The following is a 19,189-nucleotide window of genomic DNA, read 5'->3' as shown; positions in this document are numbered from 1 at the left end:
ATTCCTCCTCCGTTAACTTCGGACTAAGCTTACCACGTACAGTCGATAGGCGCAAAAATAAAAAACTAAAAAGCCAAAGAATATTTTAATCAATATCACTTTGGCTTAGGAAAGTTATTTATTTGAAGTGACCAAAGGTGTTTCTGGATAGGCCAATTCAAATGCTTTTAATAGTGCTCTTACTTCATCGGTTGATTCGGTATCCATCAGCTGGACACGTAAATCACCTGCTCCGCGAAACTCACGGATATAGATTTTGAAAAAGCGACGGAGCGGTTTAAATAAATGCGGATCATCACTAGTATATTGATCAAACAAATCTAAATGAAAACGGAATAAATCTAGAAGTTCGGTACGACTATGGTCTCTATTTTCAGTTTCAAACGCAAAGGGATTATGAAAGACACCACGTCCAATCATCACGCCATCAATGCCATATTTATCAACTAATTCCATGCCTACTTGCCGATTGGGGATATCCCCATTAATCGTTAATAATGTTTGCGGAGCAATTTCATCACGTAAACGTTTAATTTCAGGTATTAAATCCCAGTGTGCATCCACTTTACTCATTTCAACTTTAGTTCGCAAATGAATGGACAAGTTGGCAATATCTTGTTCAAATAGGTGTGTCAACCACTCGCGCCATTCACCCAGATGTCGATGGCCTAAACGTGTTTTTACACTGACCGGTAATCCTCCGGCTTTGGCTGCTTGAATAAGGTCAGCGGCGATTTCAGGTCGGAGGATTAAACCGGCTCCACGACCGTGTTTAAATACGTTAGGTGCTGGACAGCCCATATTTAAATCAATCCCATCAAAGCCCATCTCAGCCATACCGATACTCATTTGACGAAAATATTCAGGCTTGTCTCCCCAAATATGCGCTACAATAGGATGTTCATCTTCCGTAAAGGTTAATCGACCACGCACACTTTCAATCCCATCGGGATGACAATAGCTTTCACTATTAGTAAATTCAGTGAAAAAAACATCTGGCTTTGCTGCGTGACTAATCACATGGCGAAAAACCACATCTGTTACATCTTCCATTGGTGCTAGAACAAAAAATGGTTTAGGCAATGTTTGCCAAAAATTTTTTACTTCTGTCATAATCGATTCCCTTCTTTTTCTATTGGTTGTATACAGTAATCTAATTGTATCAAATTTTCCGTTAAAATGAAAATTAAATTTTTCTATATTACAGTTAGTTAAAGAAAAAAATAGAGGGATTATAGTAACACCCAAATACTCTAACGCGATTTAGACCCGGATTGGAAAAAACATATATTACTAAAATTAAAGTCATTAATACACATGAACTCGGTTCGTTACTTCCTAGTAACCTCAAATCTGATAAATTTCTCGATACAGTTTCTCACTACCAACCGTTTGGCGATCAATCGCTTGAATATGCACCCCTAAGCCACTTAAATGTTTCAATACTTCTTCTAGCAACACAGCTTCAACCAATAACTGCTTGCTATTGATCTGTTCGACGCCCGCTTGGCTAGCATCGACGACGACAGCATGATCTAAGGTCAACAAATACTGGTCTTCCTCATAATTTTGGAGCTGTTTATGAATAATTACGCCATTATTCAAGAAAAAGATTTTCTTTGTCATACGATCGATTTCATCTAAATTATGTGAGGATAAAAAGACGGTTACCCCCTGCTGTTCACTTAATTCAATAATTAAATCCCTAATTCTAATTAAACTCGTAGGATCTAATCCATTAAAAGGTTCATCTAACAACAGCACATCCGGTTGATGAATAATTGCGCAGGCAAACAATAAGTGTTGCTTCATCCCTAATGAATATTCTTCCACTTTTTGATGCAAATAAGCATGGTTGCCGACACGCAAACTAATCCTCTCAATGGCCTCATCCTGCAAACCATGCGCATTTGCCACATACGCCAAATGATCGTAACCCGTTAAATGGGGGTACAAAACCGTGTTATCTTGCATAAAACCTACCTTGCGATACATATTCACGTCTCTATGATCAATCCTAGCAATCGCGACGGTTCCCGAGTCTGCTTTAATCAAGCCCATCATAATAGATAATAAAGTCGTTTTCCCGACACCATTTGGCCCAATTAAGCCAACCATTTCACCAGCACCTATCTCAAAGCTCACTTGATCTAAGATCACTTTTTGACCATACGTTTTAGTTAACTGATTAACGGATATCACGTCGTTCATCCTTTCTGACCAAAATTCGATTGATACACTCAAACACAATAATATAACACAAGATAATCCCCATCCCATAATAGGGATTCATCATTGTAAAATCCTGCTCGAAAGCTGTTAAACCGGTTAGAATATCAGGGATATTTAAATAATGGAATGGTAAAAATTGCATCCAAGCTTGTGGATAAACCGCCACCAATGCATAGCCAAGCACCAGCACGATGCCACTTACAGCTAAAGTCACCCAGCGCTTTTTAACCAGGAGTGACATAAAATGAACCACTTGATTGATAAAGACCGTCAGTAATAGCAACAACCCTAACCCCTCTAACAAGTACCTCCATAGCGGAACAATCGTAAAGTACTGATTATAGGTTGGAATTCGAATAAATACCTCCTCGTTCTTCGTCAAATCACCGATAAATTTGGGTATATAGCGCACAAATGGAAAGTTGACAAATCCAACCCCACCTAAAAGCGTTCCAATAATAAATACCACTAGCATAGCGACTAGTACAATAGATACCGAGGTTAAATGACTCGCTATCGTTTTATTTGTAAATATCTGCCGTATTTTCACGGGCAATACTTTGATAAACCGAATGGTTTGATTTAGATCCCACTCTTTCACATAATTGAGCATGAAGAAGACGGCTAAAATAAGCCATATAAAGAGGTAGAGATATTTATTTAAAAGGTCTACCGAAAGGTTTAAACCACTCAATAAATTGTGTTCCCCTTGACGGGCATTAAGATACCTTTCAAAAGAATTGTAATCAATCCCTTGTGGGGGTTGACCTTCCCCACTGCGTGGGGATACTTCGTAAGTTGGTAATAGCGCCGTCTTGTAAGGAGCTCCTGGTAAAATGAATGGTAATTGATAGCTTTCTTTCCACTGAAACAGAGCATCGTTAATTACTGCATTTGGAATGAAAATATGATTCGATATAGCAGGGATGGTTGTGAATGGACTTTCAATCAAACTATTGCTTGGATTAACCACATAATCACGATCACTTTCAACCAAGGTTTTCTCATAATCTAACCAGATATCATATTCGCCTGCTAATACCCGATCCACCTTTTCCCTTTCACGTTCAAGAAAAGGAGTGGTTTCATTCTTATACGTATCCAATAGTGTTTGGTATTGCGTTAAATCAGGTTCAATGGAAATCTCGACTAACAATTCTAGTTCCTCAATCATTTGCGGAGTACTTGCAATGCGTTCATCAACCATTGAGGAATATTGCTCAACCGTGGTAAGAAAAGCTTGCTCGCGTTGATTTTGTTCTTGTTGGGCGATTGTGCCTAAATAGACAGAAAGAATGAGTATGCCAAATAGACTATATAACAGACTTTTGTCACGCGTAAAACTCATCCATTCATGTTTAATTAGAAACGTATTACTTGAAGGTTTGAGCCCCCGATATAATTTGCTGGAACGATTGCGATTAACCCATGTTAGTAAGTGAATAACCAAATAAGCTGCCAGACCCATTAAAATAAATAATATTAGCAAGACAAGATAAATAGTCGTTTGGCTATTCACTTCAATAAAGCCAGAAGGATCGAGCCAAGCAAAGACATTCCATGCACGATAATTTTCTTTATTACCTTGGACAATAATTAAAGCAATAATGGAAACAAAACCAACCATAATGGTATTGCTTAACATATTTGACCAAAAAACGGAAAGGATATAAATGCTAAAAAGCATCAAGAAATTCAATAGCACAAAAAATAATATGCGGAAAAGTAACATTTGCCCTAAACTAATTTGAAATAAACCGGCTGGCGTTTGCGTGACCAATGGATACGAGAGTTGCGTCATTAATGATACATCGTCAAAGAGAACATTGATGACAAGCGTCATTAAGATAGCTACACCTAAGTAAATAAATAACAGAAGTAAATAACTAGCAAACTTACTACCGAAAATTTGCTTTCTTTTTATGGGTAAAACCTTAGTAAAATTATAACGATGGTGAAAGGTTTCATCTAGAATAGGTATACCAAAAAAGAATATAATTAAAAAAATGGCTGGTAGGCTTAATAAAATATCAAAACTGTTATTCAAAACAAACGCACTTAAGGAGGTCTTGTCAGGATTCAGAAAACCAACGTCATTGTCAACCAGCCAATCAATTTTAATTTTTTCACTACGCAAGGCTTGCCCATCCATCACTGAGGTGGGGACCCCCAATTCATCTAACTCAATGAGTATTTGCCAAATTTCACTTTTAGCCTGATTTACCGTGTCCCATTTTTCATACCATGAATCGGCACTATAAATAAAGCGAGCACGTTCACCAGCGTCCAGTAATTCTTCTATACGTTGTTCTTCTTCCGTTAACTCCGGAGCATTTCCGTCATAATAATAAATACGTTCTAAATTTGCAAAATAATTTTCACCAATACGCCAAGAAAAATCTGATTGTAAAGTGTTAGCCATGCGCATTTCTTTAGAACGCACATTTTCAGGATTAAAATAGTGATATAAACCATTTGCGGACATGACAAGTACAGGTATGAATAAGAAGACAATCCACATCCTTTTATCACTTAATTTTTTAAACTCAAATTTAAGACGATACACGCCATACCTCCTATCATATTTATTTTTGTAACCATTTCAATTATACCTATCTTTTTATATAAAAACAATAACAAAAAAAGAACTTTCAAGTATAGAAAAGATTTTCCTCTATACTTGAAAGTCCTGAATTTCGTTAAATTATTTATATTATATGGCACCTGTTACTTTATGTGGGACATACAATTCTTCCAGATAAGCGACCTCTTCCTTACTTAACACTAAGTCAATAGCTCCCACAGCATCTTCCAAGTGGCTTTCCTTAGTCGCTCCAATAATTGGCGCAACCACCGATGGTTTTTGTAATAACCAAGCTAAAGCGACTTGCGAACGTAAGACGCCCTTTTGCTCAGCAATTTCAGCCACTCTTTGGACTATGCCTTGATCTTGTGCTTGCGTACTATCATATTTTGCCACAGCGGTTTTATCCGTGGCGTATCGTTTCGTCTCTGCACCCCAGTCTCGCGTTAAACGGCCAGCAGCCAAAGGACTATAAGGCGTTACGGCAATCTTTTGGTCATCACAAAGTGGCATCATTTCACGTTCTTCTTCACGATATAATAAGTTCATATGATTTTGCATAGAAACAAACTGTGTCCAACCATATTTTTCAGCCACATGTTGTGCTTTGGAAAATTGCCAAGCATACATCGCTGATGCCCCAATATAACGCACCTTACCTGATTTCACTATATCATGCAAGGCTTCCATCGTTTCTTCAATGGGCGTATGATAATCCCAACGATGGATAATATACAAATCAACATAATCCATTTGAAGACGCTCCAAACTTTGATCAATTTGATACATTAAGGCTTTACGCGACAAACCTTTACTATTAGGCGTATCCTTCATCCCCATATATGCCTTTGTCGCTACAACAATTTCATCACGGTTAGCATATTCATTTAAAGCTTTCCCTAAAATTTTCTCACTAGCCCCATACGAATAAATATTAGCTGTATCAAAAAAATTAATGCCTAAATCCAAAGCCTTCTTAATGACTTTAAAACTATCTTCTTCTTCTAAAACCCAATCATGAAAACCACTATTTGGATCCCCAAAACCCATTGCCCCTAAACAAATCGGTGATACATCCATACCCGTGCGACCAAACTTCACATATTGCATGTTGATTCCTCCTTAGGTTTACTTATTATATTATAAGCCTTAGAGTATACTCCAAGTCAAGTTACGCACGTTATCTTTTCAATCACAATGATAAACACAAAAAATCCCCCTATATTCTTTTTCTCAACCTCACATTTTGTGATTGGTTTGTAAAAAAATATAGGGGGATTCTATTCAGAATGAAATATCCTGCTTCACTTAATCGCTAGCAGTGATATTTATTATCATTAAACGGTTTGTTCTTCTGCGATGGGTTCAGTTTCAAAATGTAAATGGTCATCTTCTAAAGATACCTTTACAATTGAATGCGGTTGAACATCGCCCTTAATAATCGCTTTGGCTAACGGTGTTTCCAGCTCTTTCGTGATAAAGCGCATTAATGGTCGTGATCCGTAAACAGGATCATAGCCATTTTCAGCTAACCAACTTGCGGCTTCGGGTTCAAGGTCTAACTCAATGTCTTGTTCAGCTAAACGCTCTTGCAAACCTGCCAACATTTTATACACAATTTTATTCATATGATCCATACTTAATGGGGTAAAGAAGACAATATCATCAATACGGTTTAAAAATTCTGGTTTAAAGTGGCTGTTCAAGAGAGCCCGGACTTGTTTGGCTGTTTCATCAGCGATTTTTCCGTTTTCATCAACGCCTTCAAGCAACAAGTGTGAACCAATATTACTTGTCATAATTAAAACAGTGTTTTTAAAATCGACAACACGGCCTTTAGAATCCGTTAATCGACCTTCATCCAATACTTGTAAGAGAATATTAAAGACATCCGGATGGGCTTTTTCAATTTCATCTAACAAGACAATGGAATAAGGATTCCGTCTCACTGCTTCGGTCAATTGACCGCCTTCTTCGTAACCGACATATCCTGGAGGTGCTCCGACTAAACGAGACACACTGTGTTTTTCCATATATTCAGACATATCAATTCGAATCATATGGGACTCATCATCAAACAAGGCTTCAGCTAAGGCTTTAGCTAACTCCGTTTTACCTACCCCAGTAGGTCCTAAGAATAAGAACGAACCAATTGGGCGATTTGGATTTTGTAAACCGGCCCGTGAACGAAGCACAGCTTCGCTGACTTTTTCAACGGCTTCATCTTGTCCAATAACACGTTGGTGTAAGGTTTCATCCAATCTAAGTAATTTTTCTCTTTCACCCTCGACTAATTTAGTGACAGGAATACCTGTTAGACGGCCGACGACTTTAGCGATATCTTCATCTGTTACACTTTCTTGGGTTAAACGATTGGTGTCATTATCATCATCTTGTTTTTCTAACTCTTTTAATTCTTTTTCAAGTTGTGGTATACGTCCGTGTCTAAGTTCGGCTGCTTTTTCTAAGTCATAATCTGTTTCGGCTTCTTCCAATTGTCGTTTAGCTAAATCCAATTCTTGACGTTTATCACTCAAGGTTTTCATGGATTCTTTCTCAATTTCCCAACGCATTTTAAGCGTGTTCGCTTCTTCTCTTAAGTCAGCGAGTTCTTCACGAAGTGTTTCTAAACGTTTCTTACTTGCTTCATCCGTTTCTTTTTTCAAAGCGGCTTCTTCAATCTCTAATTGCATCAACCGACGATTCACTTGGTCCATTTCAGTCGGCATGGAGTTCATTTCAACACGAATAGTTGCACAAGCTTCATCGACTAAGTCAATGGCTTTATCCGGTAAAAACCGATCCGTAATATAGCGGTTTGATAAAGTCGCAGCGGCTACTAAAGCATTATCATGGATGTTAACCCCATGGTGAATTTCATAACGTTCTTTCAAACCACGTAAAATACTAATGGTATCTTCAACGGTTGGTTCTTTGACCATAACACGTTGGAAACGTCTTTCTAAAGCTTTGTCTTTTTCAATATTTTCACGGTATTCATCAAGTGTCGTTGCACCAATACAGTGTAATTCACCCCGTGCTAACATTGGTTTCAAAATGTTTCCGGCATCCATGGAACCTTCGGTTTTACCCGCTCCAACAATCGTATGAATTTCATCGATAAATAAAATGATTTGTCCTTCTGATTTCTTCACTTCATTTAAGACCGCTTTTAACCGTTCTTCAAACTCCCCACGGTACTTAGCCCCGGCAATCAAGGCACCCATATCTAATGAGTAAATTTGTTTATCTTTTAAGTTTTCTGGCACATCTTTTCTTACAATTCGATGGGCCAAGCCTTCAACAATCGCTGTTTTACCTACCCCAGGCTCACCAATTAAGACAGGGTTGTTTTTAGTTTTACGCGATAATATCCGAATAACATCGCGAATCTCCTCATCACGTCCTATAACTGGATCTAATTTGTTTTCTTTAACAGCTTCGTTTAAATTGGTTGCATATTTTTCCAATGATTCATAGGTTTCTTCTTGGTTTTGTTTGGTCACACGATCGCCTCCTCTCAAAGTTTCTATTTTTTCTTGCATTTTCTCTTTCGTAATACCCTTACTAACTAAAAATTTTGTAAATGGATGTTGTTTTTGGTCATAAAGAGCTAACAACACGGTCTCAGTAGAAAGATATTCATCTTTAAATTTGGTTGCTATTTGATCGGCATCAATTAATAATTGATTTAATTTTTGACTAATCGCTTGTCCATATTGTACTGAAGTACCCGTGACACTGGCGATTTTATCAATTTCATTTTCAACCAAGGATTTAAATTCATCAATGGGTGTACCTAAATCCAAGTAAAGTTGATACGCAAAATGATTGTCTTGTAAAAAGATTAACCATAAATGCGGAATATCAATTTGTTGATGTTTGCGCGTCACCGCTACTTGTTGTGCTTGCGCAATACTTTCTTGCATTGTTGTGGTCATTTTTTCAATCATAATCTCACATCCTTTGTTAATTTGTATGTTTAGTCAAAATTGGTCAATAAAATTTGACCTAAAAGAAAGCCCATTAATTGAGCTTACTACTATTATAACTCATTAGTCAGGAATGGTCAAGATTTTTTTGATATTTATTTTAATTTTTTCTTCAAAGAAAATTCAGATTGAAAGGTCTCAATATATAGCGCCACCGCAATACTTTCAATCATAATTCCCGCATCATTTGCATACGCTTTGATCAATAACGTTTGAAAACAATCAATTAAGGCTTGAATATGGCTTAATTGATTTAAAGTACACTCTTTATCTTCTTGAGATAAAAAGTGGTCATAAGCTTCTTGAGCTATTGCATCAATCTTTTCGCGATCTTTCTGCATTAAATAAGGAAAACTCGTTCGAATATCCGTTGCTATCCTTGAACGATCGACATGTAAAAACAAATTAATTTCAAACTGATCCAAAAAAGGGTTGTCTTTATCTGCTAAATTAATTGAATAGGTAATGAACTGTTTATCATTCATCTAATAAATATCCCCTCCTCTATGCCCTTATGCCGAGAGCTATCTTTGCATAACGACTCATTTTTTCAGGTGTCCAGGCTGGATACCACACTAATTCGATTTCGACGTCCTTAATTTCGGTTATTTTTTTCACTTCACGATTGATATCTGCATCAATCACATCAATTAAAGGACAACCCATCGAAGTTAATGTCATTTCAATTTTACACACAGCATCTTCGGTAATCACCACATTATATACTAAACCTAAATTAACAATATCAATCCCTAATTCCGGATCAATCACTTTTTCTAATGCTTCATAAACTAATTCCTGTAATGCCCCATTCTCGTAAACGTTATTCATTTATTTGTCCTTTCTTTGTTTAATTTCTACCCTATGTCTAATAGTTTAACCTTCAAGTTGAATAATTTAAAGATATTTGTCTAATTCTTATTAATTCGTTATAATATATCGAATGAATATATCCTAAAATGATGTTTAAGGAGTCAATAAAATATGCAACAACACCTGATTGCCATTGATTTAGATGGCACAACCCTAAATAACCAATCAAAATTATCCGAATTAACCATTCGAACCTTAAGACAGCTGAATGAATTAGGCCACCTAGTCAGCATTGTAACGGGTAGACCTTATCGTAATAGTGAACAAATCTACCGTGAACTCAATATCGCTGCCCCAATCGTAAACTTTAACGGCGCTTTATGCCATTTTCCTAATCACAGTAGCTATATCCCTTCCTACCACATTGCACTCGACCGTGAAATTGCTTTTGATTTATTTGCACATCAAAAAGAACTCGAAATAGACTTATTGATGGCAGAAGGTCGTAATCAGCTATTTACCTCTTCCATGAATTTACCCGACAGTCCTTATGACCCCTTTAATCTCGATCAAATTGCACGCCTTTCGCGTGAATCTCTGACTTATAACCCCACTGCGCTAACCGTTTTTTCATCCGATAATCGTTTAGATCATATTGCCAAAAATATCACTGATCGATATGGTGATGAAGTGTCTGTCAGAACCTGGGGGGGACAATTGCCTTGTTTAGAAATTGTCCGCAAAGGAATTAATAAAGCCGTTGGTGTCCAAGCCATTGCTGAATTTCACCGGATTCCACAAGACGCCATTTTAGCATTTGGTGATGAGGATAACGACGTTGAAATGATCCAATACGCGGGTCATGGTGTTGCCATGAAAAATGCAATTGACGAAGTTAAAGCCGTTGCTAAAGATCAAACAAGTTATACCAATGATGAAGAAGGCTTAGCCAAATATTTATTAGAGTATTTTGATATTAAACAGTCTGATTTGTATTAAATGGTTGTAAAAATCCGAATGGGTTAATTATAGTAAGAGCACTATAATTATTCACATTCGGATTTTGTTATGTATATTTGAAAATAAATACCTAATCGGATTAGACAATCATTTGCTCACGAAGTCTTACTTCTTCTCGCATTTCTAATTGTTGTGTTTTATTTAAGTAATGCCCGATCACTTTCGTTGATTGGATGATATTCACAAATGCTTTAGGGTCAGTTTCGGCGATTATCAATTGGAGTGAGTGCAATTCGTAACGGTTAATAACAACCATTAGAACATCCCTATTTTCGCCTGTATAACCTCCGCGGCCATCCAAAATGGTGACTCCACGGACAAGACGTTGATGAATATTACGTAACATCTCCGTCGTGTTATTCGTCACAATAAAAACAGTCAGTCGTTGTTCATTTGTATGAATCGTATCAATCATGCGGCCTGAAACATAAATGGCAATTAGCGAGAATAAGGCTACTTCCCAATTAAATAGAATACCTGATCCAAAAATGACAATCAAATTGATTAAAAATGTTAAAGAGCCGACATTCATCGATGTTACCCGTGATAAATAAATCGTTAAAATATCTAAGCCCCCACCGGACATCCCATACTTAATCACCGTACCAGCACCAATCCCCGATATAACGCCCCCAATGATAGCATTTAATAAAGGTTCTTGTGATACACCCACAGTCGGGATGACGTTGGTCATGATTGTGGTTAAAATGACCACTAGGATGGTCATTAAAGTAAAATGTCTACCTAATTTTAACCATGATAAAATTAATAAGGGAACATTTAGTAGGAAATACAAATTTGCGGTATTCAAAATATGTCCAAAGGGTGTTTGTTGCGTAAAATAGGCCAACAATTGTGCTAAACCTGTCACACCACTACTGTAAACATTCCCCGGAATATAGAACATATTTAAAGCGACCCCAAAACAAGTTGCTGAAAATAAGGCGATGATGAGTTGAAAAACAAAATTGGCTTTAGGATTATTACTTAAATATTGATTAATCACTTACTAATCTCGCTTTCTCATTCTGGTCTTGTCCCTAAAACTTTATCTAGTTCTACTTTTAAATTGCGTGAAATCCCTGAACCAAAGACAATGGTTTCGTATAATGGGGTCGCATCCTCTGTCATCCGTAAAAGACTTCTTAAGAAAATTTCACCATCCCCAGCTAAAAATAAACTGTAGTAGCCTGTTTTCATTTCGTTCAGTTCATTAATTAGTTCTAACGCTTCACCACGTTTATTATAATCCATAACTGAATGGATATTTCTGAAGATAATTTGTGCATCTGAAGACGGTTTATCTGTATTTTGAATGATTACTTCGACAACTAAGGCCGTAGTTTTAGTCACTCTAAATTGAAAACGATATAAATGATGTCCGTTCTCAATTTCTCTATAATTAGAAGGTAATTTTTTTTCTGTTAATATTGCTTCGAAATTTTCTTTTAATGACATGTCAAAACTCCTTTTAATAATAATTCATCGTGCTCATTCAGTATAACAAATAATCTATTTTTCGTAAAAGTTTATTTCAATTCTTGGTTTAACCAATCAACCGAGTCCAACATTGTCTGTAAATAGTCCCCAGCATCAAAGTGCTCAACGGTTAAATAACCTTGATAATTCATTTCTTTTAATTTTTTAATGATTGTTGCCATTGGCATTATTCCGTGTCCAACGGCTGTTGCATATAGTTTTTGACCATTTGGTAAGATTGTCGGATTAGCTCCTTGGATAGCTTGATCGGTTCGATCTTTCATATGAACGTGAACAATGCGCTGGGACAATTGATCAAAGGCTAGCAAAACATCTTCACCACTATAAATAAAATTCCCTGTATCGAAAGTGTAAGCTAATTCAGCAAGTTGATTACCAAAGAACAATAAGCTCTCAACATCTGGCATCACGCTATCTTCAGAATCAAAAGGTTCAATCGTTATTGTTATTTCTTTATCTTGTGCGTCATTGATTAAATCACGCAGACCTTGGACACAGTTTTCTAAGACAAGCTCTTTGGAAATCCCATCTTGTAAGAAACCAGGAACGATTAACAACTTGTCAACGCCAAGCTCTTCTGCCACATCAACTATCCTAAGGTTTACTAGTCCACCCTCTTCAAAATGACAATGCTCATAGATCGAACAAATCGCCAAATCAAATTCTGCTAGTTCTGCCTTGACTGCCTCTAAATCTTCCAATTCTTGGATTCCATACTCTAACGCCGTAACCCCTTTAGCTCGCAACATCGCCAAAATATCCCGCCGGCTCTTCCCACTTTGCCGCACTGCATCATTAATATGCGCATTGAACATCGCAATCTTCATATAAATCTCACCTTTTCTATGTAGTCATCTCTAAAGCTCATTATATGATACTTAGGCACGCTAGGCACGTGATTGCCATTGAAAAAATTGTGCATTTTGACAAAGTAGGAGTGTTGTTATTTATCCTTAAATGTAATTGGGAAGAAATGAGGAGTGATGAGAAGAGATTAGAAGAGATGCAGCTTAGGAATCTACTGAGCGCGAGACAAGTTTGCTCGGAGTTGTCGCGCGCTATATGGCCGCGAGACAAATTTGCTAGAAGTTGTCGCGCGCTATATGGCCGCGAGACAAATTTGCTTGGAGTTGTCGCGCGCTATATGGCCGCGAGACAAATTTGCTTGGAGTTGTCGCGCGCTAGTCCGTAAGCTTGATGAGAGCGAACGTTAAATAAAGCTAATCGGTCACCAAATTCCTAATTTCATAACCAAATAGCCTAATTTGTAGTTTATTAAATGGTTACATATTTCCCGCTTAGGTTCACGCTCACAACAAATGCTCCAATATGTGTGCGCCACACATCACGCTCACAACAAATGCCCGAATATGTGTGCGCGCCACATCTCGCTCACAACAAATGCCCGAATATGTGCGCGCGCAACACCACCGTTCTACCCACCTATCATCTATATTTTGAAGCAATGATATTTAATCACAAAAAAACCAGCCAACAAACGTTGACTGGATCAGTATTTAAAAGAGAACGATTATCTTCCACGCTCTTGGATACGCGCAGCTCTACCAGATAATTTACGGATATAGTAAAGTTTAGCACGACGGACTTTACCTTTACGTACAACTTCAATTTTGGCAACACGTGGTGAATGAACTGGGAATGTTCTTTCGACACCAACACCGTTAGAAATCTTACGTACCGTATAGGTTTCGCTGATTCCAGCGCCACGACGTTTAATAACTAATCCTTCATATAATTGAATACGTTCACGTTCGCCTTCGACGATCATGGCATGTACTCTTACGGTATCTCCAGGACGGAATTCAGGGATATCATTACGTAATTGAGCTTGAGTAATTTTATCAATAATTTGACTCATTTTCTTTCTCCTTTCAACAAATATTCTTAAAAAGCTTAAACAATTTAGCGGAATATCGTTAATTAAGGGTCTTTAGACCACTTGTAATATTATACTAAATTTTCATAGAATGTAAAGTGAAAAATCGTCTTTTTCCTATAATTCTTCTGCTTGAATAGCCTTTAGCCACTGTTTTTCAGTCTCTGTTAATTCAGCCGTTTCAAGCAACTCAGGACGTCTTTGCCAAGTCCGACGAAGAGCTTCTTTCGTCTTCCACTCTTCAATCTTTTGATGATTGCCACTTAAAAGGACTTCCGGTACTTCCATCCCACGATACTCTCTTGGCCGCGTATATTGCGGATGTTCCAATAAATCTCGTTGAAACGATTCTTGGACAATCGAGGCTTGATTACCTAAAACCTCAGGAATCAAACGCACAGTCGCATCAATCATCACCATGGCCGGCATTTCACCATTAGTTAAAACAAAATCTCCTAAGGACACTTCATCGGTAACAAACGACCTCACACGCTCATCATATCCTTCATAATGCCCACAAATAAATATCAACTGATCGGCTTGCGACCATTCTTGAGCCATTGCTTGCTTAAAAGGCTTACCGATTGGATCCACTAAAATGATACGCGTATCCGGTTTTTTCTCGATCGATTCTAACATTTCAACAATGGGTTCAACGCGTAATAACATCCCAGCCCCACCACCATAAAGATAGTCATCCACATGGCCGTGCTTATTAACGGCAAATTGCCGAAAATCATGGGTATTTATGGTGACTAATTCATTAACTTGCGCTTGCCCCATCAAAGAGATATTGAGTGGTTGGAACATTTCGGGAAATAAGGTCAAGATATCAATCTGCATCATCAATGAGTCCTTCCATAAGTTCAATAACAACTACTTGACGATCCAAATCAACATCTTTCACCACATCTTTAATAAAGGGAATTAAAGCATCCTTCTTGCCATTTTCTTTCCTTTTAACTACCCAGACATCATTCGACCCTAGCGCCAAAATTTCTTTAATGGTCCCTAGCTCAACACCTTCAGTGGTAACTACCTTGAGCCCAACAATTTGATGGTGGTAATAACTGTCATCATCTAAAACTTCCTGCTGATCTTCATCAATCGCTAACCAAGCACCTTTAAATACTTCCACCTCATTAATATTATGAAATTCATCAAAAGCAACAATATACGTCCCTTTACTTTGAATAATTGAAGCAACGTGTACCTCTTGTAAGACCTTATCATCTTTAACGATACTCAAACGATTGCCACTTGCAAAACGCTCCTCAACAAAATCAGTATCCGCAATGATTTTTAGTTGTCCTTTAATTCCATGAGTATTAACAATCCGGGCAATTTTATATTTTGTCATTTACGAACCTCTTTTCAAAAACCTAAAACCAAGAAAATAAATATCTCTGTAAAAAAACTCTAGTTAGACAAATAAATATCTAACTAGAGCTTTACATTATGCTGTTTCATCTTCGTTATCGTTAGCAATAACAACACGCGAACGTTTTCCATCGTTTGTGCGAATACTATAGATGATTGTCCGAATAGCACGAGCTACGCGACCTTTTTTACCAATCACACGTCCAATATCCTCAGGATTTAAATGGATATGATATTCAGTAAATTCATCTGTATCTTCAACTACGATAGACAAGTCATCTGGGTAAGCGACCAAAGGTTCTATTATCGTCATCAATAAAGCTTCAATGTTAGGCATTTAATTACTTCCTTTACTTATTAACGATGGGTTACTTTTGTTTGCTTTCATGGAATTTTTGCATAATACCTTGAGAAGATAACAAATTACGTACAGTATCAGATGGCTGTGCACCATTAGATAACCATTTTAAAGCTAAATCTTCTTCAATAGTTAAGGTAGCAGGATCTGTTACGGGATTATACGTACCAATTTTTTCAATGATACGGCCATCACGTGGACTTCTAGAGTCTGCAACAACAATACGGTAAAATGGGGATTTTTTAGAACCCATACGTTTTAAACGAATTTTAACTGACATTTCTTCACCTCCGAGTAGTTCAATCACAATTAGTAATTCTATCAGATTACTTTCCAACTGTAAAGTGTTTTTGCTTTACAGGCAAAATTATTTTCTCTTTTTCAACTTTTTAAGTCGGCGTTGAATTTTTTTGTTATCTGCTTCTTTTTGTAATTGCTCAGGCGTCATAAATGAACGATCACTGACATTTGGCATAGTCGTTTGATTCCCCATTCCGCCACCTTGTTGCAGTTGGCCAATTTGGTTCATCATCTTACGCATCCCTTTAGATTTTCCATTAGACATTTGACTCATCAATTCGCGCGTTTGGTTAAATTGCTTAATCATCCGATTAACATCCGCTAACGTTTGACCACAACCAGCAGCTATTCTACGACGACGACTTTGGGAAATAATATCGGGGTTTTCTCTTTCATGTGGGGTCATTGATTGAACAATGGCCTTAACACGTACCATATCCTTCTCATCAATATCCGCTTCATTCAAACCAGGAATATTACTTAAACCAGGAATCATTTTAATAATATCCTTAATCGAACCCATTTTATTAACTGAATCTAACTGTTCAACAAAATCATTGAAGTCAAAAGAAGCATCTTTGATTTTATCTGATAATTCAGCGGCACGCGTTTCATCAAAATCCCGTTGGGCTTTTTCAATTAAAGTCATCATATCGCCCATACCGAGGATCCGGCTAGACATACGATCAGGATAGAAAACATCTAAATCATCTAATTTTTCACCTTGACCCGTAAACTTAATCGGTTTATCGGTAATCGAACGAATCGACAAGGCAGCCCCACCACGTGTATCACCGTCCAGCTTTGTAATAACAACCCCTGTAATATCTAAGGAGTCATTGAAAGCTTGCGCAACATTGACAGCATCTTGCCCCGTCATCGCATCAACGGTTAATAGTATTTCATGTGGCTGAACGGCTTGTTTAATCTGACGCAGCTCTTCCATTAACTCTTCATTAACATGTAAACGGCCAGCCGTATCAATGATAACAACCTCATTACCGTTTCTACGCGCTTGTTCTACCGCCTGTTTTGCAATATCAACTGGATTGGCTTGGGTGCCTAATTGAAACACTTCAAAATCTAACTGTTGCCCAATCGTTTGTAATTGATCAATGGCTGCCGGCCGATAGACGTCAGCAGCTACTAATAAAGGTTTTTTGTGTCCATCGTTTGAAACATAATTAGCCAGTTTACCAACCGTCGTTGTTTTACCAGCCCCTTGTAAACCAACCATCATAATGATGGTTGGGGGTTGTTTTGAATAATTTAATGGGACATGTTCCCCACCCATCAAAGCGGTTAGCTCTTCATCTACAATTTTCACAACTTGTTGCGCAGGTGATAATGATTCTAGTACATCCGATCCCAATGCACGATCATTGACTCGTTTAACAAATGTTTTTACAACTTTAAAGTTAACGTCCGCTTCTAATAATGCTAACCGGATTTCACGCATCATTTGTTTTAAATCAGCTTCAGTAATACGACCGCCTTTACCCACTTGGCTTATTGCCGACTGAAGACGTTCTGACAATCCTTCAAATGCCATATGATAACCTCATCCTTTTACTACTTATTTTATTCTTCTATTTGTTTTAATTGTTCAATTAAACGGCGTAAATTTGGTTCATCAACTTGCGCTTGCAGTTCATCTAAAAGGCTCAATCGTTTTATCCGATTTGCATGCATACTTAAAGCTGCTTCATAATTTTGCAATTGATTTTCGCCGCGTCGAATATTATCTCTTACACCCTGGCGACTAATACCAAATTGATCCGCTATTTCACTTAACGAAAAGTCTTCTTCATAATACAAAGATAACATTTCTTGTTGTTTTTCAGTTAATAAGGGTTTATATATTGAAAACAAACTACCGATATAAATTGTTTTTTCTAATGACATGTGTCACCCCTATTCAAATCCAAAACCTTATTAATAAATACCTCTAGCTCTCCCTATTTTACCACGTTTCTAATCCCCCTACAAATAGCAATTATGGCGATTCATATTTAAAAACCGAATATTAACTTATTGTAGCATCCAGTTGATTCTACAAAAGTAACATTCGGTAAAGCAGTGATATTTATTTTTGTTCGATAACGTCGCTGACTAAATTATACATATATTGCTCGGGATCGAATTGTTGTAAGTCGGTGGCTTTTTCGCCTAATCCAATATATTTGACCGGAATATCTAATTCATATCGAATCGATAAGACTACCCCACCCTTAGCTGTACCGTCTAACTTAGTCAAAACCAAACCGGTAATCTCGGTGGCTTCATTAAATTGTTTGGCTTGGATGAGCGCATTTTGACCCGTAGTAGCGTCTAATACCAAGAACACTTCTTGGATACCATTAGGATTTTCTCGTTCAATAATGCGTTTCATCTTAGCTAACTCTTGCATCAAATTTGCTTTGGTTTGCAAACGTCCTGCGGTATCAACTAACAAATAATCAAAATCCTCTTCATTCGCTTTTTTAACGGCATCATAGACAACCGCGGCTGGGTCACTTTTGGCTTTACCTGTCACTACAGGAATATCAAGTCGTTCTCCCCAAACATTTAATTGTTCAATGGCACCCGCTCTAAACGTATCCGCTGCTGCAAGCAAAACTTTATGACCTGCTTGTTTTAAGTTATAACCTATTTTACCTACAGAAGTTGTCTTACCAACCCCATTGACACCCACAAAAAGAATAACGGTAGGACCATCAGGATTTTCATTAATAGCTGTATTACCCTCTTCATTCTTTTCGTAAATATTAACCATTTCTTCAATGACAATTCGCTTAACATCTTCTTGTTTAGTTGCGCCTACTCTTTCAATGGCTTCACGAATGGCATCGGTTATTGCAATGGTCATATTAAAGCCAACGTCGGCTCCGATAAAAGCTTCTTCTAAATCATCATAGAAATCATCATCAATTTCTCTAAAGCCAGTGAACAAACTAGCAATGCGTTCTGAAAAATTCTTTCGTGTCTTTTCTAAGCCTTTATCATAGGTGTCAAAGACAATCTCATCATCTTTCTTTTTAAGCTCTTCTTTAACTACTTGATCTTCACCAGTAAAAGCTCGTTTTATACGATCAAATAAACCCATGTCACCA

General features: G+C 37.4%; 19 protein-coding genes. 1 reads left to right on the top strand and 18 read right to left on the bottom strand.

What is annotated here, in order from left to right:
- Positions 1-114 precede the first annotated feature (114 nt).
- From NRE15_RS00150 to NRE15_RS00120, 7 genes are all read right to left on the bottom strand, one after another.
- On the bottom strand, positions 115-1,113 hold the full coding sequence (locus NRE15_RS00150) for a tRNA dihydrouridine synthase (protein WP_313793619.1): 999 nt from the start codon (positions 1,111-1,113) through the stop codon (positions 115-117).
- Between the two features lie 234 nt (positions 1,114-1,347).
- A complete protein-coding gene (locus NRE15_RS00145) occupies positions 1,348-2,202 on the bottom strand; it encodes an ABC transporter ATP-binding protein (protein ID WP_313793618.1) in 855 nt (284 codons plus the stop codon).
- Positions 2,189-4,798 carry a hypothetical protein gene (locus tag NRE15_RS00140; RefSeq protein ID WP_313793617.1) on the bottom strand — a complete coding sequence of 870 codons (2,610 nt, stop codon included), beginning with the start codon at positions 4,796-4,798 and terminating at the stop codon, positions 2,189-2,191. Before NRE15_RS00140 ends, NRE15_RS00145 begins: the two co-directional genes overlap by 14 nt.
- Before the next feature lie 147 nt (positions 4,799-4,945).
- Entirely contained in the window at positions 4,946-5,926 is a 981-nt protein-coding gene (locus NRE15_RS00135) for an aldo/keto reductase (RefSeq protein WP_313793616.1), read from the bottom strand.
- Positions 5,927-6,153: 227 nt separating this feature from the next.
- Positions 6,154-8,772, bottom strand: a complete 2,619-nt coding sequence (gene clpB / locus NRE15_RS00130) for an ATP-dependent chaperone ClpB (protein WP_313795015.1) — start codon at positions 8,770-8,772, stop codon at positions 6,154-6,156.
- A 131-nt stretch (positions 8,773-8,903) separates the two neighbouring features.
- The gene (locus tag NRE15_RS00125) at positions 8,904-9,293 is read right to left on the bottom strand and encodes a hypothetical protein (RefSeq protein WP_313793615.1); all 390 of its coding nucleotides are present in this window, start codon (positions 9,291-9,293) and stop codon (positions 8,904-8,906) included.
- A gap of 19 nt (positions 9,294-9,312) precedes the next feature.
- Complete coding sequence (locus NRE15_RS00120; RefSeq protein ID WP_313793614.1) at positions 9,313-9,639, bottom strand: metal-sulfur cluster assembly factor; 327 nt, start codon at positions 9,637-9,639, stop codon at positions 9,313-9,315.
- A 153-nt stretch (positions 9,640-9,792) separates the two neighbouring features.
- Here NRE15_RS00120 and NRE15_RS00115 point away from each other — a divergent pair, with 153 nt between their 5' ends.
- Complete coding sequence (locus NRE15_RS00115) at positions 9,793-10,620, top strand: Cof-type HAD-IIB family hydrolase (RefSeq protein ID WP_313793613.1); 828 nt, start codon at positions 9,793-9,795, stop codon at positions 10,618-10,620.
- A gap of 100 nt (positions 10,621-10,720) precedes the next feature.
- On the opposite strand, the gene NRE15_RS00110 is transcribed toward NRE15_RS00115, so the two are convergent.
- The 11 genes from NRE15_RS00110 to ftsY form a co-directional block, all read right to left on the bottom strand.
- Complete coding sequence (locus tag NRE15_RS00110) at positions 10,721-11,647, bottom strand: YitT family protein (protein ID WP_313793612.1); 927 nt, start codon at positions 11,645-11,647, stop codon at positions 10,721-10,723.
- A 17-nt stretch (positions 11,648-11,664) separates the two neighbouring features.
- Complete coding sequence (locus NRE15_RS00105) at positions 11,665-12,099, bottom strand: hypothetical protein (protein ID WP_313793611.1); 435 nt, start codon at positions 12,097-12,099, stop codon at positions 11,665-11,667.
- Positions 12,100-12,170: 71 nt separating this feature from the next.
- The gene (locus NRE15_RS00100; RefSeq protein ID WP_313793610.1) at positions 12,171-12,968 is read right to left on the bottom strand and encodes a sugar phosphate isomerase/epimerase family protein; all 798 of its coding nucleotides are present in this window, start codon (positions 12,966-12,968) and stop codon (positions 12,171-12,173) included.
- Between the two features lie 704 nt (positions 12,969-13,672).
- A complete protein-coding gene (gene rplS / locus NRE15_RS00095) occupies positions 13,673-14,020 on the bottom strand; it encodes a 50S ribosomal protein L19 (protein ID WP_313793609.1) in 348 nt (115 codons plus the stop codon).
- A 135-nt stretch (positions 14,021-14,155) separates the two neighbouring features.
- Complete coding sequence (trmD, locus tag NRE15_RS00090) at positions 14,156-14,881, bottom strand: tRNA (guanosine(37)-N1)-methyltransferase TrmD (RefSeq protein WP_313795014.1); 726 nt, start codon at positions 14,879-14,881, stop codon at positions 14,156-14,158.
- Complete coding sequence (gene rimM / locus NRE15_RS00085; protein ID WP_313793608.1) at positions 14,871-15,398, bottom strand: ribosome maturation factor RimM; 528 nt, start codon at positions 15,396-15,398, stop codon at positions 14,871-14,873. Before rimM ends, trmD begins: the two co-directional genes overlap by 11 nt.
- 96 nt (positions 15,399-15,494) lie before the next feature.
- A complete protein-coding gene (locus NRE15_RS00080) occupies positions 15,495-15,755 on the bottom strand; it encodes a KH domain-containing protein (protein ID WP_313793607.1) in 261 nt (86 codons plus the stop codon).
- A gap of 31 nt (positions 15,756-15,786) precedes the next feature.
- Positions 15,787-16,056, bottom strand: coding sequence for a 30S ribosomal protein S16 (rpsP, locus tag NRE15_RS00075; protein ID WP_313793606.1), 270 nt, complete (start codon positions 16,054-16,056; stop codon positions 15,787-15,789).
- Between the two features lie 87 nt (positions 16,057-16,143).
- Positions 16,144-17,628 carry a signal recognition particle protein gene (gene ffh, locus NRE15_RS00070; RefSeq protein ID WP_313793605.1) on the bottom strand — a complete coding sequence of 495 codons (1,485 nt, stop codon included), beginning with the start codon at positions 17,626-17,628 and terminating at the stop codon, positions 16,144-16,146.
- A 29-nt stretch (positions 17,629-17,657) separates the two neighbouring features.
- Positions 17,658-17,981: a YlxM family DNA-binding protein gene (ylxM, locus tag NRE15_RS00065; protein WP_313793604.1), complete on the bottom strand. Its 324-nt coding sequence runs from the start codon at positions 17,979-17,981 to the stop codon at positions 17,658-17,660.
- 181 nt (positions 17,982-18,162) lie between these two features.
- Positions 18,163-19,182 (bottom strand): signal recognition particle-docking protein FtsY, encoded by a 1,020-nt coding sequence (ftsY, locus tag NRE15_RS00060; RefSeq protein ID WP_313793603.1) that lies wholly within the window; start codon positions 19,180-19,182, stop codon positions 18,163-18,165.
- Between the last annotated feature and the right edge of the window lie 7 nt (positions 19,183-19,189).

It is taken from the genome of Fundicoccus culcitae, from assembly GCF_024661895.1.
Taxonomy (GTDB): Bacteria; Bacillota; Bacilli; order Lactobacillales; family Aerococcaceae; genus Fundicoccus_A; species Fundicoccus_A culcitae.
This window is presented reverse-complemented; position numbering and strand designations above follow the sequence as displayed.